The following is a 22,232-nucleotide window of genomic DNA, read 5'->3' on the forward strand; positions in this document are numbered from 1 at the left end:
TTCGGGTGAGGGGGACTCTCCGCGAGTCCAACTCCCACCATCCCTGCGGAGACTCCCCCTCACCCCAATCCTCTCCCCGCAAGCGGGGCGAGGGAGTGCACCTCCTACTCCCCCCAAATCCTTGCCAGCGTTGCGAGCCAGCAGCCTTCGCAATAGCGGGCATCCTTGTAGTCGATCCAGTTGTGGGCATAGACGTGATCGAGCGGAATGCCGTAACGCGCGCGCAGGACCTGGACCAGGACCTTCCAGGCCGCGACCTGCGCTGTGGTCGGGCCGATCGTGACGTCGGGATAATTGCCGGCGAACTCGACGCCGATCGAATTGTCGCGCACCACCTGATGAAAGGTGGCCGTGTTGTCGATGTACTTGTTGTCGTTGCGGTTGGCGCCGTCGGTATGGGTCGGCACCAGATTGTCCGCGACCGACCAGTAAACGGTGCCGTCAGTCTCGACCCAGACCATCACGCCGCGCCGGGTGGGATTCCTGGACTGCTCTTGCGCGCCGCCACGCGCCGAGCCCGCCGGCCCTTCGGTCTGGTGCACGATGATGTTGCGCCAGGGATGGGCGTCACGGACATCGCCCCATGGCGCGAGCCAGACGATTTTCAGGCCGGGAATGTCGGGCGTGCCGGTGCTGCGCGCGAGCTTTGCAAGCTCGGCATCCATTGCGGCGGCGGGCGCGATCAGGGCGAATGCGGCGAAAACGGCCGCGAACAGGCGAGACATCATCACAGGGGTCCAACAACGGACCCAACTTAGCAGGACCTACGCGAATTTGCGCGCGGCCTCGTTCGAACCGAGCGCCCCGGGCGACAGCGATGGGGCCGGATCATAGATCGCAAAATCATTCTTGCCGTTCTTCTTGGCGGCGTAGAGGGCATGGTCGGCGTGGGCGATCAACCGGTCCGGGAATTGGCCGATGCCGTGGTCCCATTCCGCAACCCCGATCGAGATCGAGATCGGGATGTCGTTACCAGAGCAGCCGGCGGCATCTTGACGACAGACCTCGAGCACGCGACGGGCGATCAGCGCTCCTTCGCGCATGGAGGAGGACGGCAGCACCACGCAGAACTCGTCGCCGCCGGTGCGGGCGAGCATGTCGCCCGGCCTGAGCCGCGTCTGCGCCATTAGGGTGAAGTGCTTGAGGCAGGCATCGCCCGCGGCATGGCCATGAGTATCATTGATGGCCTTGAAGCCGTCGAGATCGATCACCAGCAGCGAGAATGGCTCGCCGCTGCGCTCCGAACGGGCGCATTCCTCGGACAGCCGCTGCAGCAGATGGCGGCGGTTGGCGACACCCGTGAGATCGTCGAGCAGCGCGAGATCGGCGACCTCGTTGCGCAGCCGATCCATCGCCATCAGCAGGAAGCCGAAATTGAGAGTCATCGACAGGAACAGCAGCCCGAGCACCATGACGGCATGGCTCTGGCTGCCGGCCACCGCCGAGAAATCGCCGCCGAGCAGATTGCCGATCGCGCGGGCCACGAAGATCGCGATGATGGTGATGATGACGATGCTGGCGAGCCAGGCGCCGGGACTGACGCGCCCTCCCTGCGGCGACATCAGAAGGCGCAACGCCAGCAGCAGCGGAACGGACTGACCAAGCGTATAGCTGAGCATGCGGAGCTGCATGTGGTCGAAGACGACCAGGAAGAACAGCGTGCCGCCGAGGCTGAAGACGCTCGTCGTAATCATGGCGCGCCAGGACACCGGCCGACCATAGAAGCGCTGGATGCCCATGGCGGCGAGGCAGCTCGCCGCGATGATGCCGGCGGCCCCGAACAGAAGCGGCGCAGGAGACGTGACGAACATGCGGACCAGAGCGGTCATCGCGCCGGCCGCGCCGACGAACGCCGATGCCATCCAGTATCGCGCTGCCTCGAATTTCGGATAGGAGCGCGTCACATAGGCCCAAATCAGGCCGAGCGCCGAGAAGTTGACGACGAAGACTATCCAAAGCGTCGGCACGTTCAGCATGACGCCTGCACCACGCGCAGCGTCCCGCCCCCATTTGCTGGCAGAAGTTTGTCCATGACCCGTCCCCGTGTTCTTGCGGAGGATCATGCGCGGGTTGCGCTTAACGGAACCTCACTGAGATCGTCGAAAGCACGCCTTTGGTTTTGGATTCATGAACGGCGCGTCTCGGTTATCAGATCGTTAGGCACGCCGCGTCCATGCACTGTCGCAGTGCATGCATCGCGATGCGGATTCGCGTCCAAAAATCACCCGAAAATGCATCTGAGCTGTGGATAACGTAATGACACAGATGTGACAGCGCGGGGCATAGACCTGCGAATCTGCTGAGTTCGTCACCGAGGATGTTGCGAGGCTGGCCCTCCGCCGAGCATCCCTCGTGTCGCGTTTAACCATGAACCCTTGAGAGGATACTATGGCTAAGAAAGCGAAGAAGGCGAAGAAGGCGACGAAGAAGAAGGCCAAGAAGGCTGCGAAGAAGAAGTAACGCTGCTTCTTTTTGTTCGTCCGGGTGGAGCCTGGCTCCGCCCGGGCGTTGGGTCAGCTTGAGAGATTGAAAACGGCGGGCGCGAGGCCCGCTTTTTTTTGGCTAACGTTCGGCAAACGCCAACTTGGCACCTAACAGAGCAAAGCCGGCGGCAAAGGAGCGGCGCAGCCAGCCCATCACGGCCGGACGGGAGATGACGCGCTCGCGCACCGAGGCCGCGCAGAGACCATAGACGACGAACACGGCAAAGGTCATCGCCATGAAGGCGCCGCTCAATTCCAGCATCCGCGCCAGCGCATGGGCTTCGTCCGCCGCGACGAACTGCGGCAGGAAGGCGAGGAAGAAGATCGAGAGCTTTGGGTTGAGGATGTTGATCAGGACGCCGGTGACGATGACCCGGCCGCTCGAGCGCTCCTTGATCTCGCCGTCGACGGCAAGGGTCCCCGTCTCTCGCAGCGCCTGCCAGGACATGTAGAGCAGATAGACGACGCCGCACCATTTCAGCGCCGCAAAGGCCAGCGCGCTGGTGTGGAGCACAGCCGCGAGGCCCAGCATCGCCGCAATCATGTGTGGCACGATCCCGAGCGTACAGCCGAAGGCGGCGGCCACACTGGCGCGGGAGCCGCGCGTGAGCGCCGCAGCCAGCGTGTAAAGCACGCCGGTCCCGGGGGACACGACGACGATCAGCGAGGTGAGCAGGAAAGACCAGGACATGTCCTGTCCCTAACATCTCTGCCCGGCCCGGAGAAGTCACGACACGGTCAGCGTCGCCCGGTCGAGCAAGAACCAAGGCGCGAACGCGCTTTAGTTCAGCTGCGCGATCTCGGCCTCGCGCAGGACGTCGAGCGGCGCCCACGGCTTGGCCCAGAATTTCGCGCCATCGGGCAAGGGCTGCATCAGGGGGCGGCCCGAGGTGACGACGACGTCGAGCTTCGGATTGCGGTCCCTGGCGACGTGCGCGAGCTCGACGCCGTTCATGCGGCCCGCAAGCTGCACATCGGTCAGCATCAGGCAAAGTGCGCCGGCATTCTTCTCCAGCACAAGCTCGGCGGCTTCCGCGCTTTCGCACTGAATGACCTGATAGCCGCTCTCTTCAAGCAGGAGACAAAGCATCTCCCGCTGCATGGCGTCATCTTCAACGACGAGTGCTATTGCCGTAAATGGTTCTAATTGTCCCATCGGTGGCTCCCAATGCTGCCGCCTCGTCCAGCTAACGTGTGTTAAGGAGCGAGTTCGCATACGGTTCGGTTCCATCCTGAAAAAATGTAGCTCATAGTTCCTTATCTGAGGCTTGACGGGGGAATCCATGACGGCGATTCGCGGCGCTGCCGCCATTACGGGAGCGGCGAGCGGCATTGGCCGCGCGCTCGCCATCGAACTCGCAAGCCGCGGCTGCGACCTCGCGCTGGCCGACCGCGACGAGGCCGGGCTGAAGAGCCTCGCTGCCGAGATCGGCCAAGGAAGCGACAAAGCGCGCAAGGTCAGCGTGCATCGCGTCGATGTCAGCGAGCCTGCCGAGATCGCGCAATTCGCGCGCGAAGCGATCGCGGCGCATCCCGCGCTCGGCATCCTCGTCAACAATGCCGGCGTGGCGCTGCTCGGGCAATTCGAGGAGATCGACCAGGCGCAGATGGACTGGCTGTTCGACATCAATTTCTGGGGTGTGGTGCACGGCACCCGCGCCTTCCTGCCGCACCTGAAGACAAGGTCTGAGGCGCATATCGTCAACGTCTCGTCGATCTTCGGCATCATCGCGCCGCCCGGACAGTCGGCCTATGCGGCGGCCAAATTCGCGGTGCGCGGCTTCTCCGAGAGCGTGCGCCATGAGCTCGCGATCGCCGGCAGCCCCGTCAGACTGTCGGTGGTGCATCCCGGCGGCGTCGCCACGGCGATCGCGCGCAGCTCCCGCACCGGCACCGGCGTCACCGACAATGCGCGCCGCGCGCAGATGATCGACCGGTTCGAGACCGCGGCGCGGACCACGCCGAAGGACGCCGCGCTGCGCATCATCAAGGGTATCGAGCGAAACGAGCCGCGCATCCTGATCGGCAACGACGCCCGCTTCATGGACGTCTTGCAGCGCTTCCGCCCCGGGACGTACTGGGCGCCGTTGCAGCGGAAGCTGGAGAAGATGGCGAAGGGGAAGTGAGTGCGCCTACTCTTCCACCCTCCTCTGGAGGGTAAAGTCACTGCCTCGCCAGCCGGTCCGCAAAGTACCCGATCGTCTTGCGGTAGATTACCGCCCTGTTCCACTCGCGCATCGCATCGAAATTGGGTGTGCCCTCACCGTAGGGCTGGCCCATCTTGAAGCCGTTGGTGTGCAGCAGGTTTGCGGTCGAGGCGAGCACGTCGGCGGCGCTGTGGCGGAGGTCGACGTGGCCGTCGCCGTCGAAATCGACACCGTATTTGATGTAGGACGACGGCAGGAACTGGGTCTGGCCGATCTCGCCGGCATAGGCGCCGATGAGGTCGCGCAGCGGCAGGTCGCCGCGCTGCACGATCTTGAGGGCAGCGAGCAGCTCGCCCTGGAACAGCTCGGTGCGGCGGCAATCATGCGCAAGCGTCGCAAGCGTGCGGATCACCGGCAGCTTGCCCATGTCGCCCTTGCCGAAATCGCTCTCCAGCCCCCAGATCGCGACCAGGATCTGCCGGGGCACGCCGAACTGCTGTTCGATGCGCGACAGCAGCGCGGCATGACGCTGGAGCAACGCACGCCCGCCATTGATGCGGCCGGGGCCAACGCGGGTCGAGACATACTGCTCAAAAGTCTTGTTGAAGGTGTAGCGCTGGCGCCGGTCGAAGGCGAGCACGGCGCCGTCCTGGGTGATGCCGCTGAACGCCGCACTGGTCACGCCCGCCGAGACGCCTGCGGCTTGCGCTTCCGCCGCCATGCCGGCGACGAAGCTGTTGAAGTCGCCGCCGCAACGCGCGGCCTCAGCCGACCCGCCGGCGAGCGAGAGGATGAAGGCGATGGCGAAGCCTCGTCCGACCATCAAGGCGAATCTCAACATACGAAAAAATCCTCATGCAATAGACCGCGAAAGCGCGCGCGATCATGCCCGGGAACGGGATTCGGGTCAAAGCGACACAGCACCGATCATATCGGTATCCGCGATTAACTGCGCCAAAACAAAAACCGTAAATCAACCCCATGCACAGTAGGAGCGCCGCGACGCTCTCTTACGATTTTTCCGAATCATGGTTGACCCGTCGGGCAAAACAGGGGTATGGTACCAACATCGCAGACTCCGGGGTCGACGCCTGCCCGCGCCCATCCGGAGAGCGCAGCGCGAACCACCATCATGTCCGACGACACCGACATCCCGCTACGCGTGCTCGCAGGCCTCCTGCCGCTCAATCCCGGCGACCCGCGCGCGTTCTCGCTGCATTGCGAGAACCGGGCAAGATGAACGAACTGCTTCGATGATCCAAGCATTTGCTTTTTCGAAATTGCGGGAACCGCGATGACGTCACCTGCATATCTGATGCGCTTGCTGCGACAACCGGCGACACGACGATTTACCTTGCCATGGCAAGGCGCCCGCTATAGCCTTCTATTCTAGGTTGTTGCCCTGCCAGCCCCGGGCGACGCTGAAGACCAAAAATAAACGGCGGGCTTTGCGGCCCGCCGTTTATTGAGGTGAAGGGCCGCTCGCAGGCTCCAGGCCGCAGCTCTCCCCGGAAAACAAGCCCAATCAGACGGTTGCACGGCCAGCTCCGCCGAAGCTTCGGCCGCGACGCCAATGTCGACAACCGCGCGAAGTCATTTGACTGCGGCCGTCTTATCGACGACAAGCCCGCCATGGCCAAAAAACCCGGTACCAATCCCAAGGGCGAATTCGCCTTTTTCAACGTCTTCTATGAAGACGGCTCCCAGCGCTCCAACCGGCGCGTGCCGGCCGAGCTCCTTGGCGGGCTCGACGGCGACGAGCCGGCCCGTGGCTTCATCATGGAGCAGGACCGCGAGATCGCCGAAAAGTCCGGCCGCCCGCCGCTGGAGATCAAGAGCCTCGATCGGGTCGCGGCGAAGAAGAAGTAACGCCATAAGCATTGCCCCTCGTGCGCCGGCGATGCTCGTGCTTCTGCGTGAGCGAGGCCGCTGGCCCGACCGAACTAGACTGCTTCCAACTCGGGCATGACCGGAGTCGTCCTTCGCGATCCGGCCAAAACACGCGGCGTGTTGATCAGGCTCACCAGCGTGTAGCTGATGATGAGCAGCAGGAACCACGAGCCGAATTTGGCCGGCGAAACCATCGCCCATCCCTGCTGCTGCGACGGATAGAGCCACGTCTTGGTGAAGGTGCCGATATTCTCGGCGAACCAGATGAACAGCGTCACCAGCGCGAGACCGAGCAGAAGCGGCATCGAACGGTAATTGTCCCAGACTTTGAAATAGATCGTCGTGCGCGCGAACAGCAGCGCGGCCGCGGCAAACAGGACAATCCGCAGGTCCGGCACGTAGTGATGGGTGAAAAAGTTGGCGTAGATCGCGATGCTCAGCGCAACGAGCGCCCAGCGCGGCGGATGCCGATCGAAGCGGAAATCGAACAACCGCCACACGCGGCAGAGATAGCTGCCGATGCATGAATACATGAACCCGGTGAACAGCGGCACGCCGGCAATCCGGAAGAAGCTCGGCTCGGGATAAATCCAGGAGCCGACCGACGTCTTGAAGATCTCCATCACCGTGCCGACGACATGGTAGATCAAGATGATTTTCGCCTCATCCAGCGTCTCCAGGCGCGTCCCGAGCAGGATGACCTGGACGACGATCATGCAGAGAAACAGGAAATCGTAACGCGCCAGCGGCGCGGTTGCGGGATAGTAGCGCCAGGTCGCAATCATCAGCGCAACCGCAATGCCGCCGAACAGGCAGGCCCAGCCCTGCTTGATGCCGAAGCGAAGGAATTCATAAAGGGCCGCCGTCGATCGGCGGCGTGCCATGATGCGCCCAAGGCGCCGTTCGCGGACGATGAAACGGCGGAGTGGCGGCCAAGTCGCGGCGGCACTCGCCGGCATGATGCCGATCGCGGTCTCGTCGGGCGGGGGCGATTGATCGGAAGCGTGATGCACGATGGGAACCGTGGTGGGCGATCGCGGTCAAAAAATGACAAATAAAGGGATGGGATGGATCGAAAGGGGGGAGCGAAGGAGAAGTAGGCCGACACTAGCAGGCGCTCACCAGCGCCCGCACCATTTGTTCCAGGCAAACAGCAGATCGGCAAAACGGTCGTAGACAAACCGCGTGAACGGCAGCGCCACGCGATTGCCGAACAGCGCTGCGAGCCACCCCTCGCCGGGCGTCAGCCGCCACAGCGCAATCGCGACATCCGCACCAACGATGAGCCGGCCGGCCTCATCGGTCGCATGCAGGCGGCGCCTGATATCGTCGAGCGAAGCGCCAGACTGCGCCAGCGCATCGGGCTGCTCGTTGATGTCCCTGAATTCGACCGTGCCCGCACGCACCAGCGCCAGCAGCTTGTTGCGCTGCCAGTCGATGCCGGCGTCGCAGACGGGGCAGCGGGTGTTGTAGTAGATGGTGAGGTTAGGCGCGGACATGGGTGACCTTTCGCTGCTCGGCGGAGCGAAATGCAAGTATTAGGGCATGTACTCTAAATCCGCATGTCGGCTTACCCGCAAAAAGCAGACATCACCGGGTGACCATGTCCGTTTTGGGCCAACAGGCCACATTGCACGCTTAGGATGATATAAAAGAGGTCGCCAACTGAGGCGGTCTAACGGGAGAAGCTGATGCCAAATTGGATAGGACCACTCCTCGCCCTCATAGCTCTTGTCGGGTTTATCGGCTTTGCGGTTCGGCAGGGCACGAAGACGTCACGAGATCGGACAGACAACGGTGGCAGCGATCTGCCGGGGATGGGCGGCGGCGGAGATGGAGCTTAAGCCGCCGCTAGAATGAAACTAGCCCACCGTTGGTCGAAACAGGCCGGTACCCCCACGCCGCGAGAGAACGGATTGGCGACCCCAGAAAATGTGCCGACTCTCGACGAGATGCTCATCGATTGTCCGTTATGGGTCAAAAGCAGCGCTCAGCGCAAGCGCGGTGGGACTTCCGGTCTGCGACCAATAGCCGACGTTTGTAACGGGCTCACCTTGGTCGGCTGAGGGCCACGAGCGGAAGCCACTCACCCATCAGCATCAGGCATAAGCGTGATCGGCGCTCAATAGACACCGCGTTCAACGACGCCGTCGTCGTCCGGCACGACAGCGGAGATCACCTCATCGTTGTCAACAAGCCAAGGCGGGTACGGCCCAACGGCGACTGGACGGCCCATCAACTCCTGCAACTCGTCGCGCAATTCGGTGTGGGTTTCCCCAGCGGCCCAATATCTATCTCTTCCCTGTGTCTCCACCACCAGGAATTCCGAATTATCTGAAAGAGAACTCAAGCAAGTCGCGATGAAATGCGCGTCTGCAAGTCCTCGCAGTGGAAGCTGTGGCTCGCGAAACGCGATGATCGACGTGATTGGCGGTAGCTGGTTGAGCAGTCTAGCGAGAGATTCATACGAGGAAAAGAACTCAAACTCTTTCCTTCCGGCTGCCGCTGAATAACGGATCATCACAAGGATTTCCGGACGAGAGCGCAGCCAGTTTTCGAGCGTGCTAAGAAAAGCCAAATCAGTCGTAGCTAACATTCCTGACAACTCGCGCCAAAGAAGGGGCAACCTTCCTGATGTACCTCGAAGGCGTAGATCGCGCAATTTGCTTTAGTCCGCAATGGGTCCAGAAGCGGCAATACTCGCAATAACCTATCTGGTCCGCTTTGCCTTGTTAGGGGGACTTCTCATTCGACCGTTTATGAGTACACGCCCTCGTCCGGCGAACAATCTGTTCGTCAGACAGCCAGATGCAAAAAAACGGCAGGCCATATAGCCTGCCGTTTTTGTTTGGATGGATCGACTCGACGATCCGAATTTAATTGTCGAGGAACGACCGCAGCTTCCTTGACCGCGACGGATGCTTCAGCTTCCGCAGCGCCTTGGCTTCGATCTGGCGAATACGCTCTCTCGTCACCGAGAACTGCTGCCCTACTTCTTCCAGCGTGTGGTCGGTGTTCATGCCGATGCCGAAGCGCATGCGCAGGACGCGCTCTTCGCGCGGGGTGAGCGAGGCGAGCACACGCGTCGTGGTCTCGCGCAGGTTCGACTGGATCGCGGCGTCGATCGGCAGGATCGCGTTCTTGTCCTCGATGAAATCGCCGAGGTGTGAATCCTCTTCGTCGCCGACCGGGGTTTCGAGCGACAGCGGCTCTTTCGCGATCTTCAGGACCTTGCGGACCTTCTCAAGCGGCATGCCGAGCTTCTCGGCGAGCTCTTCCGGGGTCGGCTCGCGGCCGATCTCGTTGAGCATCTGGCGGCTCGTGCGCACGATCTTGTTGATCGTCTCGATCATGTGCACGGGGATGCGGATGGTGCGGGCCTGGTCGGCGATCGAGCGCGTGATCGCCTGCCGGATCCACCACGTGGCGTAGGTCGAGAACTTGTAGCCGCGGCGATACTCGAACTTGTCGACCGCTTTCATCAGGCCGATGTTGCCTTCCTGAATCAGGTCGAGGAACTGCAGGCCGCGGTTGGTGTACTTTTTCGCAATCGAGATCACGAGACGGAGGTTGGCTTCCACCATCTCCTTCTTGGCCTGGCGGGCTTCGCGCTCGCCCTTCTGCACGGAGTGCACGATCTTGCGGAACTCGACGATCTCGAGACCCGTCAGCGCCGCGAGCTGATGCACCTCGTGGCGGAGGTCCTTGATGCGGTCCTTCTCGTGGTGGACGAAGTTCTTCCAGCCCTTGGCCGAGAGCTTCGAGACGCGGTTGAGCCAGCGCGGATCGAGCTCCGAACCCTGATAGTTGCGCAGGAAATCTTCGCGCGCGACGCCGTGGCTGTCGGCGAGACGCATCAGGCGGCCCTCATGCGAGACCAGGCGCTTGTTGATGTCGTAGAGCTGCTCGACGAGTGAATCGATACGCGCCTGGTTCAGGCGCAGCGACTTCACCTCGACGATGATCTCGTCCTTGAGCTTGCGGTATTTGCGCTCCTGGTGCGGCGACAGCGAGGGGCCATGCGAGGTGCTCTCGAGCTGGTTCTGGATGTCCTGCTCTTGCAGCTTGCGCAGCTTCTTGTAGCTCTCGGCGATCTTGTCGAAGATCTCGACGACCTTCGGCTTGAGCTCGGCCTCGATGGCCGCAAGCGACATCTGGTTCTCGAACTCGTCGTCGTCGTCCATGTCGCCTTCGGCGGCGGCTTCCGCAGGATCCTTCTCGCCTTCGACGTTGGCGGCGCCGGGCTGCGCGGCGCGGAACGGGGTCGGCGACGGCGGTGCGGCGGGCGGTGCGACATGCGCGGGCGCGCCCACGACGGCTGCGGCCTGGCCGCCTTCGGCCGGGGCTCCGCCGTTCTCGCCGTTGGGACCGGCGATCATCGCGGTGTTCATCCCGGCCTTGGCATCGGGGCCGGCATAGGTCGCTTCGAGATCGATGATGTCGCGAAGGAAGATCTTTCCTTCGTTCAATTCGTCGCGCCAGATGATGATGGCCTGGAAGGTCAGCGGGCTTTCGCAGAGCCCCGCGATCATCGCCTCGCGGCCGGCCTCGATGCGCTTCGCGATCGCGATTTCGCCTTCGCGGGACAAGAGCTCGACCGTGCCCATCTCGCGCAGATACATGCGCACGGGATCGTCGGTGCGCTCGCCCGGCTCGCTCTTCTTGACCTCGGTGACGGCCTTCTGGGTGACCTCGACGAGCTCGTTGTCGGTCTCGTCCTCGCCGCCTTCGTCCTTGTCTTCCTCGGCTTCAGAATCGTCGGCTTCGGTGACGTTGATGCCCATGTCCGAGAGCATGGACATGATGTCCTCGATCTGCTCGGGCGAGGTCTGGTCGGACGGCAAAACTTCGTTGAGCTGATCGAAGGTCACGAAGCCGCGCTTCTTGGCCTGCTTGATCATCTTCTTCACTGCTGCGTCGGACAGATCGAGCAACGGCGAGGGCGCGTCCTGGGAATCCTTCTCGGGAGCATCCGCTGCCTTGTCGTCTTTTTCCTTGTCCTTCGCCTGCAGCGTCTTTGCCTTGGTGGCCATCCATTGCTCCTAAACGCGTTTCATGCAGACGCGCGCGCGCCCGCGTGAAATCACTTGAACCTGTTGCTCGACGCTCTCGCTTCGTCAGATCGCGACACGGAAAGGGCGGCGCGCACAGATATCGCCACCCCGACCTTCCTCTCGCCGGATTTGCCTAACGCTTCGTGAGCCTCTTTGTCGCAGCGGATGCAGGTGAAGTGCCAACAGCTATTGCGCGGATTCATTCCTGACGCGTCTGTTCTGCCTGCGGCCGCCTGGGGGCCAAAGTGCTACAAGACCGTTAAGCCTCGATTAACCCTGTTTTTGCCGCCAAACCTTGGATTTGGCGAGTCTTTTAGCGGTTCCAGTCCCGGCCGTCCGCATGATTCTTTCATCACACGCTCTTCTGGAACCGGCCCGACAGCTCGCCAAAACCCTCGATCAGGGCCTCGGTGCCGTCGACCTCGGCCAGCCGGGCCTTCACGTCACGCAACCACGCCAAATTGGCCTCGCTGGGGTCCTCCCCCAAGGCCAGCTCGGCGTCCTTCAGCTCTCTAAGTAGTGAATGGTATTGCCGATGCAAGGCAACGAGCTGATGCCAGGTGGCAAGAACGTCGTCCCGTGCCGCACCCTCCCGGGCCCCCCACACCGCCGCTGTGGTGATTCCACCCTCAACTCTTTGAAGAATCTTTGAAAATTCGCTCTTCTCGATGTCGCCGCGCATCTTCTCGGCCTGCGCGCCGGGGTCCGGCGAGTGATGATGGTCGTTGGCGAAAGCGGCGATGATGCCTGCCCTGAGCTTGTGGGCCTCGGGGTGGGCGAACTCCAGGGCAGCCACCTCCTCGAGGTGATCATGCAGCAGCCAGGGGTGGTTGATCAGGCTTTGCAGGATCAGGGCCTCCCGGCGGGAGATGGCGCTGCGCTGGCCCCGCATGATCGGGCTCGCCGCCAGCTGCGGGCTCGCGGCCTGGTAGGGGCCGGAGGGAATCTGGGTCGGCCCCGGCGAGCCGCGGCGGCCTCCCCCAAATCCCCCACCAAATCCCTGGCTGCCGAATCGATTCGCACTTCCCCCGCCGCGGGGCTGGAATGGGCGACTGGCGTTGCCGCGGAAATTGCCGCGGCCGGCAAAGCCGCCGCGGTTGCTGTCTGGCGAGAAGGTGCGCTGAAGCCGCTGCGCGAGATCTTCGCGATAATAGCGGCGCACCACCTCGTCGCGAATGCCGTTGGAGAGCTCCCTGATGCGCGCTTCCAGCGCGGCGCGGCGTTCAGGCGTGGCAAAATTGCCGCCTTCGAGCTCGCGCGACCAGAGCATGTCGGCGAGCGGACGCGCTGCCGCGATCACCTCCTCGATCGCGCCGCGACCGCCGGAGCGCGCGAGATCATCGGGGTCCTGCCCTTCCGGCAGCAGCGCAAAGCGCAGGCTCTTGCCCGGCGCGAGGAATGGCAGCGCGAGATCGGCGGCGCGATAGGCCGCCTTCTGCCCGGCCTTGTCGCCGTCGAAGCAGAGGATCGGCTCGTCCGCCATCTTCCAGAGCAGCGCGAGCTGGTTCTCGGTCAGCGCCGTGCCGAGCGGCGCCACGCTGCCGGCAAAACCCGCAGTGACCATCGCGATGACGTCGACATAGCCCTCGACCACGATCAGGGCGCTGCCGTCATGGGTGGCTTTGCGCGCGGTCTGGTGATTGTAGAGATTGTCGCCCTTGTGGAAGAGCGGCGTCTCCGGCGAATTCAAATATTTGGCCGGAACGTCCTTCTCCAGCGCGCGCCCGCCGAAGGCGATGACGCGGCCACGCAGATCCGTGATCGGAAACATCACGCGATCGCGGAAGCGGTCATAGGGCACGGGGATGTCGTTGCCGGCGACAAGGAGCCCGGTTTCGATCATGTCCTCGACGGAAACGCCGAGCTTGCCGAGATACTCCTTCAGCGCGAAGCGCTCGGGCGGTGGCGGCGCATAGCCGAGCCGGAACTGCAATTGCGTCGACGGAGAGATCGCACGGTCGGCGAGATAGCCGCGCGCCTTGGCGCCGACGCGCGAGGCCAGCGTCTCGGCGAAGAATTTGGCGGCGAGCTCCATGACGTCATGCAGCGTGCGACGCCGCTGCTCCTGTCGCGCCGCATCCGGCGTCACCGCCGGCAGCGGCAGGCCGGCCATGCTGGCGAGCCGCTCGACGGCTTCGGCAAACGGCAGGCCATCGGTCTCCATCACGAAGCTGATGATGTCGCCGTGCTTGCCGGAGGAGAAGTCGTGGTAAAACCCCTTCTGGTCGTTGACGAAAAACGACGGCGACTTCTCCTGCTGGAACGGCGACAGCCCCTTCCACTCCCGCCCGGCCTTCTTCAGCTTGACGCGCTTGCCCACGACTTCGGAGACCGAAAGCCGGGCACGCAGCTCGTCGAGGAATTGGGGCGTGAAGCGCATGGCGGAATGGAACTCTGTCAGGCTCGGCCGCATGAAGCGCCCACCTCAGAAAGGCGAACGCTTGCCTTGCTTCAATCGCTTATTTAATGTTCCTCATATGTTCCGTCCATATCCACAGGCTTGATATTCCAGAAATACGATTGTATATACAGAGATACTGATGCCGGATTTGAGCTCTCTCGCGCCTGCCGGGTTTGAATGGGACGAAGAGAAGGGCCGGGCCAATCTGGCCAAACATGGCGTCAGCTTTGATGACGCTAGTCAGATCTTCTACGGCCCGATTGTGATCAAACCATCAGATTGTGCCGACGAGGAGCGATGGATCGCGATTGGAGAGTTCAACGATCAAATTCTGACTGTGATCTTTACGCGACGAAACAAATCGATCCGCATCATTTCAGCGCGACGGCCGAGGCCCGATGAAAAAAGAGCATATCGTGAAGCGTCGATGGGGCGATCGCCGCAAGGGAAACACTGATTGGGCCCGTGTCGATGCGATGACGGACGAGGAATTGGAAGCCTCGATCGCAAGTGATCCTGACTGGGCGGAATTCAAGGACGTCGACTGGTCGGACGCCGTCCTGGTCATGCCGCCGAAGAAAAAAGCCATCTCCATCCGCCTCGACGAAGACGTGCTCGATTTCTTCAAGCGCGAGGGTGAGGGCTATCAACGGCGCATGAATGCCGTCCTGCGCTCCTACATGCAGCAGAAGTCCAAGCCGAAGAAGCGCGCCTGATTCAGGGGCCCCGCCCCGGAATGACAGGAGAGAGGCCTTGAACCCCGCCCGGTTCCACGCTTCCATGGGCCATGTTCAGGACCTTTCGGGGTGGCCAGAGCGGGGGCTGGCGCGTCACCTCGGTATCGTCAGTGACGGGCGAGCCCCTGCCCTTCATGCCGGCGCTGTCGGTGATCGACGGCGACGCCGTCTCATTGCCGCTGGTGCCCTCGCGCAATGCGTGGCGGCTGGTCGGCGTGCCGAGCAGCTTGCGCTACACCGAGCGCGCCGAGAAGCAGCAGCTCGTGAGCGTGCAGGCCGGCCTCGGCAGGCCAGAGGCCACCTGCGCGGCGCTGATCCCGATCCGCAAATCGCAGGCCTGGTGGGAGCTGACGCAGGAAGAGCGGCGCAAGATCTTCGAGGACAAGTCGCACCACATCGCGAGCAGTTTTCGTTTTCTGCCTGCGATCGCGCGGCAACTCTATCACTGTCGTGACCTCGGCGAGCCCTTCGATTTCCTGACCTGGTTTGAATTTGCGCCGGCCCATGCCTCGCTGTTCGAGGAGCTGGTCGGAATGCTCAGGCGGACCGAAGAGTGGACCTATGTCGAGCGCGAGGTCGACGTTCGCGTCGCGAAGGAAGTGCTGTCGGCTTAGTGCTCGAGGAATCGGCCGGACTCGATGCGCGGCAGATTCGTCACTGGCCAGTTGTAGATATAGGTCCAGGCCTTCTCGGCGGTGCCGTCCGGCAACGTCACGTCGACCAGTCCGCGCAGATATTCGGTCGGCTCCGGAAAGCCCTCGCCGCAGGCCTCGTACATGTCGAGCTCGCGCAGGAGCTCGTCGCCCGCGCGCAAGCTGAAGAGCTCGCCGTGCGCGATGTCGGACGGCGCATCGGAGAGAAGAAGTCCGGGATAGTGCTTCACGAGGACGAGCCAGCCACGGCAGCGCGCCTCACCGAGAAAATCCGCATGCTGCGCAAGCAGCCGCGCCATCGGATGGTCGAAGCCGCGCATCAGGGTGCCGTAGACGAAGAGACGATCGGAGGTCATGGGGGTTCTATAAACTCTCAACGCCGTCATTGCGAGGAGCTCTTGCGACGAAGCAATCCAGACTTCCGCCGCGGAGACAGACTGGATTGCTTCGCTACGCTCGCAATGACGAGCGCGGAGCAACACTTCACCCCACCTTCACATCCGCGCTGGCCACCTCATCACTCACCACCACGAACTTCTTTAACTCCATCCTCCCAAAACTCGTGGACAGCGCGACATCAGCGGCATCGCGCCCCGTTCCCATCAGGATGCGGCCCTTGCGGGGGGCGTTGTGGCGGGCATCGAAGGTGAACCATTGGCCGGAGAGCCAGACCTGAAACCAGCCGGAAAAATCCATCGGGGACGGATCCTTGGGAATGCCGATGTCGCCCATGTATCCGGTGCAGTAGCGCGCGGGGACGCCCATGCAGCGGCAGAAGGTGAGAGCGAGATGCGCGAAATCGCGGCAGACACCGGTCTTCTGCTGGTAGACGTCGTGTGCGGACTTCATGTGATCGGCGTGCTTGTAGCCGAAGGTGACGTGCTCGTGCACGAACTCGGTGATGGCGGCGACACGCTTCCAGCCGGGCTCGGTCTTGCCGAATAGCGACCAGGCAACGTCGGTGAGCTTGTCGGTCTCGCAATAACGGCTCGGCATCAGATAGAGCATCAACTCGTTCGGCAGCTGCTCGATCGGGAGTTGCTGCGCGCCCGGCATGATGTCGTCGGGCCGGCCGCTGTCGCGCACCAGTGCGTTGCCCTTCAGCGTCACGCCGCCAGTGGGTGCGACGAGGCGGCCGCACACATTGCCAAAGCCGTCATGATAGAAGCGGATGGGAACGTCGGGCTCCGCGACCACCGTCTCCGTGCCGATGATGTCGGCCTGACGCGAGGGGTGGATGTTGAGCATGATCACCATCGGTGTCGGCTGCTCTGCCGCGTAGGTGATCTCGAAGCCGACCCTGATGTCCATCTATGTGACTTCTGCCTCCATCACTTCGTCGCTCGCTTGATCGTCAGAGACCACTCTGATGTTGACGTCCATGGCCTCGAAAGCACCCGCGGAGCCGATATAGACGCCATGCAGCGGGATCGCCTGACGCGGATCGCGGGCGACCGCGACCCGGATCAGGTCACGGGTGCCGATGATGCCGTTGGTCGGATCGAACTCGATCCAGCCTGCGCTCGGCAGATAGACCTGCACCCAGGCGTGCGTCGAACCGCCGCCGACATGATGCTGCTCGATATCCTCCGGCACGAAGATGTAGCCGGACACGAAACGCGCGGCGAAGCCGAGATGGCGCAGTGCTTCGATCATCAACAGCGCATAGTCCCGGCAAGTTCCCGTGCCCGACTGCAAAGTCTCGAGCGGATGCTGGGTGCCAGGCTCATGGCGCTTGCGGTATTTGAACTGCTCACGGATGCCGTGCGTCATGCCGCTCAGGATCTTGAAGGTCGGCGACGGCGCCTCCTCGTCGAGAAAGCCGCGGGCCCATTCCGCGATCTCATCGTCGGGATCGGCATATTGCGGCGTGATGTACTGGACGAGATCGGGAAACTCCTCGTCGTCATAGACGAAGGGGTAGAAAAAAGCGGGATCGTCCGGCGTCAGCGCGAATTCCTCGACCGGATTGTGCTCGACGGTGACGTGCCAGTCGAAGGTCAGCGTTTCGGCCCGCTCGTCGAAATTGGCGATCGCGACCGAGTTGCCGAACACGTCATGAATCCAGTGCAGCGACATCGGCTCGGGCGAGATTTTGAGCCTGGAGGCGAGCACGCGCAGATCGTGCCCGTCGCGCGGACGCAGCATGATCCTGTGTTCGCCGAACGCCACGGGGCGGTTGTAGCGATATTCGGTCTTGTGATGAATCGTGAGCAGCGGCATCGTCAGTCAATCATGGTGAGTTTGGGCGGATCAATCTATAGCAATTCTGCCCGATTCTTGGGGTGACTGCTTCTTCCATAGGCAATCAGGATGGCTTTAGACACAGCCGACGCGATGGATCAACTCCTTGGCGAGGGTGACATTCCGCCAGTGCATGAGGTGAATGCGGCAGGCACATCGCCCTTCCTGCTCACCTCGGACCATTACGGCCGCATCCTGCCGCGCGCGCTCGGCGATCTCGGCGTCGCCGAGAGCGAATTGACGCGGCACATCGCGTGGGACATCGGCATCGCCGGCGTTGCCGAGCGGCTGGCTGAGATGCTGGGCGCACATCTCATCGCGCAACGCTATTCGCGGCTCGTAATCGACTGCAACCGCCCGCCGGGCGTGGCGAGCTCGATCCCGGTGATATCCGAGGCAACCGCGATCCCGCGCAACGAAGGCATTTCGGAAGGCGAGCGCGCGGCAAGGCGGCGCGAGATTTTCGAGCCCTATCATCACCGCATCGACGCTGTGATCAACCGCCGCTTGCACGACAAGCGGCCGACCGTGCTGGTGTCGCTGCACAGCTTCACGCCGGTTTACGCCGGCGTTGCCCGGCCCTGGCACATCGGCGCGCTCTATAATCGCGACAGGGTGTTGTCGCAGTTGCTGCTGAAACATTTGCGTGCCGAGGGCGATCTCGTGGTCGGCGACAACGAGCCCTATGCGGTCAGCGATCTCAGCGACTACACCATCCCCGTGCACGGCGAGGCCCGCGGCCTCGTCAACACCGGCATCGAGATCCGCCAGGATCTGATCGCGGAGCAATCCGGTCAGCAGCAATGGGCGGAGCGGCTGGCGCGGATCTTTGCGGAGATCGAGGTGGAGCTGCGGGCGCAGAGACTGGCCGGCTAACGGCGCGTCGCGACGAACAGCGCCAGTGCGGCAAAGATCGCGGCGATGCCCCACAGCACATAGATGATAGCGCCGCCACCGCCCGCATCGATGCTCGCCTCGGCCGGATTGTCGGGATTGACGTGGACCTCGACGCTGGCGCCGTCCTGGTAGCGCGACAGCAGGCGTTGCAGCATCTTGTCGGAAGCGGACGGCGTTTCGCCGGCGACGCGCGCGCACTCGTTGGTGTAACTGACGTTCTGGTAGCTATAGGTGTAGAACATGCGCTTGCCGAACATCTCGACACCGCGGCCGCCGCCTGGCCCGGTGGCCGCGTGATATTGCTCCATCTTCGACAGCTTGATCGTGCCTGATACAACGGGCCACCGCTTCGCCGTCGACGCCTGCCGCTGCACCGCAAGCGCGAACAGCGCGATGAGGAAGCCGAACCCACCGAAGACGACGACCATGACGGACAGATCTGGCCGCGCGACGTGGCCGGCGACATACTGATAGATCTTGTTGAGGCCGAAAACCGAGCCGAACACGATCGCAAGCACGATCGCCGTGCCGAGACCGAGACAGCCCCACAGGCCCTTGGGCAAATCGCGCTCCAGCACCGCCTGATCGGGATGGCGCGGATTGTAATAGACCATGACGATGCTGCCGGCCGGATATTTTGCGAGATTCTCGCCGATCTCGGAATTGCCAAGGTCCTCGCCGATCGAGATACGGTTGCTGCTCAGCTTGCGGCCGTCGACGGTGTATTCGTAGACGACGTTGGCGAAGTTGCGGCTGTCCATGCGATAGCCCTCCTCGCGGTCAGCGTCGGGGACCCTGACCTCGCGCAGCTCGACGGCGGAGGTGACGACCTTGCCGGCGGTCTGTGGCCAGCTCCGCGCCTCACGCGCCTGCCAGGTCTTCACGGTTGCCGCAACCAGGATCAGCGCGAGCGGCGCCAGCAGCATCGCGTAAACGAGTGGAGGCAAATTCGGCACGGTAAATCCTTCGGCAGCGGCAATGCTTCCCTTGGACGCAGCGCCGCGGGCAGAGGTTCAAACCGTGCCGTCAGCTCATTTGGCTCGGGTCAGCGCCAGCCAAATGCCGCCGCCGATCATGAAGCCGCCGGAGACGCGCGACATCATGCGGGTGCGGCGCGCCGAGAAAAAGCTGCGGGCCCGACCGGCGAGCAGCGCGTAGATCCCGTCGGTCAAGCCGGCGAGCACCATGAAGGTGACGCCGAGCACCAGGACCTGCGACAAATGATCCCTGCTCATGTCCATGAATTGCGGAATGAACGCGCCGAAGAACACCAGCAGCTTCGGGTTCGACAGCGCCACGACAAAGCCCTGCAAAAGGAAGCCACCGCGAGGGGGAGGCGGCGGCGCGTCGGTGTCGACGCCCTCGACTGGAGAGCGGATCAGCTTGATGCCGAGCCAAACCAGATAGGCCGCGCCCGCAAACCGCACCCAGTTGAACCAATAGCCCATCGTCGCCATCAGCGAGGTGAGGCCCACCGCAAGGATGGCAATGACGATCAACAACCCCATCTGCACGCCGAGAATGTTGGTCAGCGCCGCGCGTGTGCCGTGGCGCAGGCCGTTGGCGATCACGAGGGTGACGATCGGCCCCGGCAGCAGCGCGAGCGCAATGCAGGCGGCGACGAAGGCGAGATAGGCTTGCATGGACATCTGGGAAGGCTCAAGCTGAGGGTGGTTTGGCGCATTAAGGCATGGCCCTCACATTCCGTCCAGCGCCGCCGTGACCCAATTTTTCATCTCCTGCGTCTCCAGAAACGCAAGCGCCGCACGCTGCATCGCGCTGGCTTCGCCACGTCCTTGCGCCGCCGCGACGAAGAGATCGCAGCGTCGTGAGACGGCGATGCCGATCGCGGCGTGGCGCGCACCGTCATAGATGGCGAGCTCATAGGGCCGCGCACGACCGTGCATCTCACCAACATGCACCACTTCACCGGGCGCAGTCGCCGTAAAGCGCGGGGCGATCAAATCGAGATCGGCGACACGATCGACTTCGTCGTCATCGGCGACGCCGCTGTCGCAATTGCAGAAACCGCGCTTGGCGCGGACGTAGAGCTCGGCGCCGTCACAGCCGCCGCCCTCGCAGCGAAACGCACGGCCCGCGGGCCAGCCGTCGCGCGGGAACGGCCAGGCGCGTTCGCGCCAATGCGCTGATATCGGCGCTGGCTGCGACGCAAGCTGATACGCGCCGACGCCGGACGCGCCGAGCGCGATCACCGCAGCCAGGATCGCCGCGACGCACCGCATCGTCAATTCTTCGGCAGGCCGGCGACGGCGCGGGCCGGCCCGGTCAGTTCGAGAATGTGCAGGCCGGTGTTGGCGCGATCGACGATGTAGATGTAGCCGCGGTCGTCGGTCTCGACATTGTTGGTCTGGATCGCGACCTTGCAGCGCTCGCCGCCCTCGACCGGGATGCAGCGCTTGTCGGTCGCTGGCGTGATCGACGGAATGAAGTAGCCGACCTCCTTGGGATGATAGGGATCGCGGATGTCGAGCGCGCGCACGCCGGCATTGAAGAAGGCGATGAAGGCCATCTTCCTGTAATAGACCGGCGCCATGCTCTCGTTCGAGGAATGCGAGCCGAAGCGGCCGCCGCGCTGGCAGAACTGCCCGCTTGCCTCCGGCACGGTGTAGCTCGAGATCATCATCGGCCGCGTTTCGGTGGTGACATCGGCGAACCACACCATCTGCCGCGCCTCACCGCATTCGTTGAGGATCGCCTCGTCGACGATCATGACGATGTCGCGGGTCTTGCCGTCCTTGTCCGCGGCGAATTCCGCCACGGGCATGTCGAGCATCGGAAACGTGGTGTGGGCGCCATTGAACGCGGACATCGGCAGCCGCGAGATCTCGGGATAGCGCAGATTGTCCGGCGTCGGCTGCTTCGGTCCGTTCAGGAGCTTGTCGCGATCGACGATCTGCAGAATGCCGCCCTTGTTGGTGCCGTAGCCGAAATAGACGCGGTTGCCATTGGGGCCGGTCGAGATCGGCCCGTGCAGCTCGGTCGGCACCGCCCCGGTCGATCCTGGCTCCTGGCCGGGCAGACCGAAGTCGCGGATTTTCTGCGGATGCGCGGGATCGCTGAGGTCATAGACTTGGGTCATACGCCGCGTACGCCAATCAGGCGCACCGGAGACGAGATAGGCAATTCCGGTATCGCATTCCCACCAGCTCTTGTGCGTATCTTTCAAACCGCCGATGCGGGTGATCAGCACGGGACTGGCGGGATCGGCGACGTTCCAGATCTCATGCGCCTCGCTGCCGAAGGTGCGCAGCATGTAAACCGCGTTGGGATCGCCTTTTGGCAACGACTTGCCGTCGCAGACCCGCACCATTTGCGCGCCGCCGGATTCATACTTGCCTTCCTGACCCGGCAAATGCCTGAGATATTTGGGGTGCGCGGGATCGGTGACATCGACGATCGAGGTGCCGTTCGGCTCCGCCTGGCCCGTCATCGGATTGACGGGGGCCGGCACGTCGTCGGTGCCGCCATGGTGGCCGATATAGGCGATCCAGCGGTCGCCCTGATGATGGATGGTCGGCTGATAGGCGCTGCGCGCCTGGAGATCGTTGGTGCCGACCAGCTTCATGTTGGACGCCTCGGGCGGCGCGCCGATGGTCTGCTTCTGGGCCTGGACGAAAGTGCTGCCGGCGAAAAGGACGAGAGCGACAGCAGTCAAGACGCAACGGAACATCAAAGTCCTCCCGGAACCAATCTGCGTTGGCTGAG

23 protein-coding genes are annotated in these 22,232 nt (G+C 63.0%); 6 read left to right on the forward strand and 17 right to left on the reverse strand.

The features are described 5' to 3' along the window. Positions 1 to 104: 104 nt before the first annotated feature. The 4 genes from JJE66_RS04410 to JJE66_RS04425 form a co-directional block, all read right to left on the reverse strand. Positions 105 to 728 (reverse strand): peptidoglycan recognition family protein, encoded by a 624-nt coding sequence (locus JJE66_RS04410; protein WP_200512877.1) that lies wholly within the window; start codon positions 726 to 728, stop codon positions 105 to 107. 36 nt (positions 729 to 764) lie between these two features. After that, on the reverse strand, positions 765 to 1,976 hold the full coding sequence (locus JJE66_RS04415) for a GGDEF domain-containing protein (RefSeq protein WP_200512878.1): 1,212 nt from the start codon (positions 1,974 to 1,976) through the stop codon (positions 765 to 767). A gap of 586 nt (positions 1,977 to 2,562) precedes the next feature. Then, positions 2,563 to 3,174, reverse strand: a complete 612-nt coding sequence (locus JJE66_RS04420) for a LysE family translocator (protein ID WP_200512879.1) — start codon at positions 3,172 to 3,174, stop codon at positions 2,563 to 2,565. 90 nt (positions 3,175 to 3,264) lie between these two features. Continuing rightward, positions 3,265 to 3,639: a response regulator gene (locus JJE66_RS04425; protein ID WP_200512880.1), complete on the reverse strand. Its 375-nt coding sequence runs from the start codon at positions 3,637 to 3,639 to the stop codon at positions 3,265 to 3,267. 127 nt (positions 3,640 to 3,766) lie between these two features. Between JJE66_RS04425 and JJE66_RS04430 the strand changes: the two genes are divergently transcribed. Beyond that, positions 3,767 to 4,609 carry an SDR family oxidoreductase gene (locus JJE66_RS04430; RefSeq protein WP_200512881.1) on the forward strand — a complete coding sequence of 281 codons (843 nt, stop codon included), beginning with the start codon at positions 3,767 to 3,769 and terminating at the stop codon, positions 4,607 to 4,609. A gap of 37 nt (positions 4,610 to 4,646) precedes the next feature. Here JJE66_RS04430 and JJE66_RS04435 read toward each other — a convergent pair whose 3' ends face one another. Continuing rightward, the gene (locus JJE66_RS04435; RefSeq protein ID WP_409362823.1) at positions 4,647 to 5,453 is read right to left on the reverse strand and encodes a lytic murein transglycosylase; all 807 of its coding nucleotides are present in this window, start codon (positions 5,451 to 5,453) and stop codon (positions 4,647 to 4,649) included. An 809-nt stretch (positions 5,454 to 6,262) separates the two neighbouring features. On the opposite strand from JJE66_RS04435, the gene JJE66_RS04440 reads away from it, so the two are divergent. After that, positions 6,263 to 6,499: a hypothetical protein gene (locus JJE66_RS04440; protein WP_200512883.1), complete on the forward strand. Its 237-nt coding sequence runs from the start codon at positions 6,263 to 6,265 to the stop codon at positions 6,497 to 6,499. Between the two features lie 74 nt (positions 6,500 to 6,573). Here JJE66_RS04440 and JJE66_RS04445 read toward each other — a convergent pair whose 3' ends face one another. The 5 genes from JJE66_RS04445 to dnaG all read right to left on the reverse strand — a co-directional run bounded on the left by JJE66_RS04445 (position 6,574) and on the right by dnaG (position 13,954). After that, a complete protein-coding gene (locus tag JJE66_RS04445) occupies positions 6,574 to 7,479 on the reverse strand; it encodes a DUF817 domain-containing protein (RefSeq protein ID WP_200515269.1) in 906 nt (301 codons plus the stop codon). A gap of 159 nt (positions 7,480 to 7,638) precedes the next feature. Then, positions 7,639 to 8,019, reverse strand: coding sequence for a thiol-disulfide oxidoreductase DCC family protein (locus tag JJE66_RS04450; protein ID WP_200512884.1), 381 nt, complete (start codon positions 8,017 to 8,019; stop codon positions 7,639 to 7,641). Positions 8,020 to 8,642: 623 nt separating this feature from the next. Next, positions 8,643 to 9,116 carry a hypothetical protein gene (locus tag JJE66_RS04455; protein ID WP_200512885.1) on the reverse strand — a complete coding sequence of 158 codons (474 nt, stop codon included), beginning with the start codon at positions 9,114 to 9,116 and terminating at the stop codon, positions 8,643 to 8,645. A 280-nt stretch (positions 9,117 to 9,396) separates the two neighbouring features. Further along, positions 9,397 to 11,553, reverse strand: a complete 2,157-nt coding sequence (rpoD, locus tag JJE66_RS04460) for an RNA polymerase sigma factor RpoD (protein ID WP_200512886.1) — start codon at positions 11,551 to 11,553, stop codon at positions 9,397 to 9,399. A gap of 373 nt (positions 11,554 to 11,926) precedes the next feature. After that, on the reverse strand, positions 11,927 to 13,954 hold the full coding sequence (gene dnaG, locus JJE66_RS04465) for a DNA primase (protein WP_200515270.1): 2,028 nt from the start codon (positions 13,952 to 13,954) through the stop codon (positions 11,927 to 11,929). A 160-nt stretch (positions 13,955 to 14,114) separates the two neighbouring features. On the opposite strand from dnaG, the gene JJE66_RS04470 reads away from it, so the two are divergent. The 3 genes from JJE66_RS04470 to JJE66_RS04480 all read left to right on the forward strand — a co-directional run bounded on the left by JJE66_RS04470 (position 14,115) and on the right by JJE66_RS04480 (position 15,326). Beyond that, complete coding sequence (locus JJE66_RS04470) at positions 14,115 to 14,432, forward strand: BrnT family toxin (protein WP_200512887.1); 318 nt, start codon at positions 14,115 to 14,117, stop codon at positions 14,430 to 14,432. Beyond that, positions 14,392 to 14,691, forward strand: a complete 300-nt coding sequence (locus tag JJE66_RS04475; protein WP_311979826.1) for a BrnA antitoxin family protein — start codon at positions 14,392 to 14,394, stop codon at positions 14,689 to 14,691. Before JJE66_RS04470 ends, JJE66_RS04475 begins: the two co-directional genes overlap by 41 nt. Before the next feature lie 71 nt (positions 14,692 to 14,762). Further along, positions 14,763 to 15,326, forward strand: a complete 564-nt coding sequence (locus tag JJE66_RS04480; protein WP_200512889.1) for a chlorite dismutase family protein — start codon at positions 14,763 to 14,765, stop codon at positions 15,324 to 15,326. Here JJE66_RS04480 and JJE66_RS04485 read toward each other — a convergent pair. From JJE66_RS04485 to JJE66_RS04495, 3 genes are all read right to left on the reverse strand, one after another. After that, positions 15,323 to 15,721, reverse strand: a complete 399-nt coding sequence (locus tag JJE66_RS04485) for a gamma-glutamylcyclotransferase (RefSeq protein ID WP_200512890.1) — start codon at positions 15,719 to 15,721, stop codon at positions 15,323 to 15,325. The genes JJE66_RS04480 and JJE66_RS04485 overlap by 4 nt on opposite strands. Positions 15,722 to 15,848: 127 nt before the next feature. Continuing rightward, complete coding sequence (locus JJE66_RS04490) at positions 15,849 to 16,676, reverse strand: transglutaminase family protein (protein WP_200512891.1); 828 nt, start codon at positions 16,674 to 16,676, stop codon at positions 15,849 to 15,851. Then, positions 16,677 to 17,588 carry a transglutaminase family protein gene (locus tag JJE66_RS04495; protein ID WP_200512892.1) on the reverse strand — a complete coding sequence of 304 codons (912 nt, stop codon included), beginning with the start codon at positions 17,586 to 17,588 and terminating at the stop codon, positions 16,677 to 16,679. It lies immediately after the preceding gene. Between the two features lie 90 nt (positions 17,589 to 17,678). Here JJE66_RS04495 and JJE66_RS04500 point away from each other — a divergent pair, with 90 nt between their 5' ends. Continuing rightward, positions 17,679 to 18,485, forward strand: a complete 807-nt coding sequence (locus JJE66_RS04500) for an N-formylglutamate amidohydrolase (RefSeq protein ID WP_200512893.1) — start codon at positions 17,679 to 17,681, stop codon at positions 18,483 to 18,485. On the opposite strand, the gene JJE66_RS04505 is transcribed toward JJE66_RS04500, so the two are convergent. The 4 genes from JJE66_RS04505 to JJE66_RS04520 all read right to left on the reverse strand — a co-directional run bounded on the left by JJE66_RS04505 (position 18,482) and on the right by JJE66_RS04520 (position 22,197). Then, positions 18,482 to 19,462 carry a DUF3592 domain-containing protein gene (locus JJE66_RS04505; RefSeq protein WP_200512894.1) on the reverse strand — a complete coding sequence of 327 codons (981 nt, stop codon included), beginning with the start codon at positions 19,460 to 19,462 and terminating at the stop codon, positions 18,482 to 18,484. The two genes, JJE66_RS04500 and JJE66_RS04505, sit on opposite strands and share 4 nt — an antisense overlap. A gap of 75 nt (positions 19,463 to 19,537) precedes the next feature. Beyond that, positions 19,538 to 20,155, reverse strand: coding sequence for a LysE family translocator (locus JJE66_RS04510; protein WP_200512895.1), 618 nt, complete (start codon positions 20,153 to 20,155; stop codon positions 19,538 to 19,540). A gap of 48 nt (positions 20,156 to 20,203) precedes the next feature. After that, positions 20,204 to 20,749: a hypothetical protein gene (locus tag JJE66_RS04515; protein ID WP_200512896.1), complete on the reverse strand. Its 546-nt coding sequence runs from the start codon at positions 20,747 to 20,749 to the stop codon at positions 20,204 to 20,206. Between the two features lie 2 nt (positions 20,750 to 20,751). Beyond that, positions 20,752 to 22,197, reverse strand: coding sequence for an LVIVD repeat-containing protein (locus tag JJE66_RS04520; protein ID WP_200512897.1), 1,446 nt, complete (start codon positions 22,195 to 22,197; stop codon positions 20,752 to 20,754). Between the last annotated feature and the right edge of the window lie 35 nt (positions 22,198 to 22,232).

Origin of the sequence: Bradyrhizobium diazoefficiens (assembly GCF_016612535.1) — a bacterium.
Classification (GTDB): Bacteria; Pseudomonadota; Alphaproteobacteria; order Rhizobiales; family Xanthobacteraceae; genus Bradyrhizobium; species Bradyrhizobium diazoefficiens_C.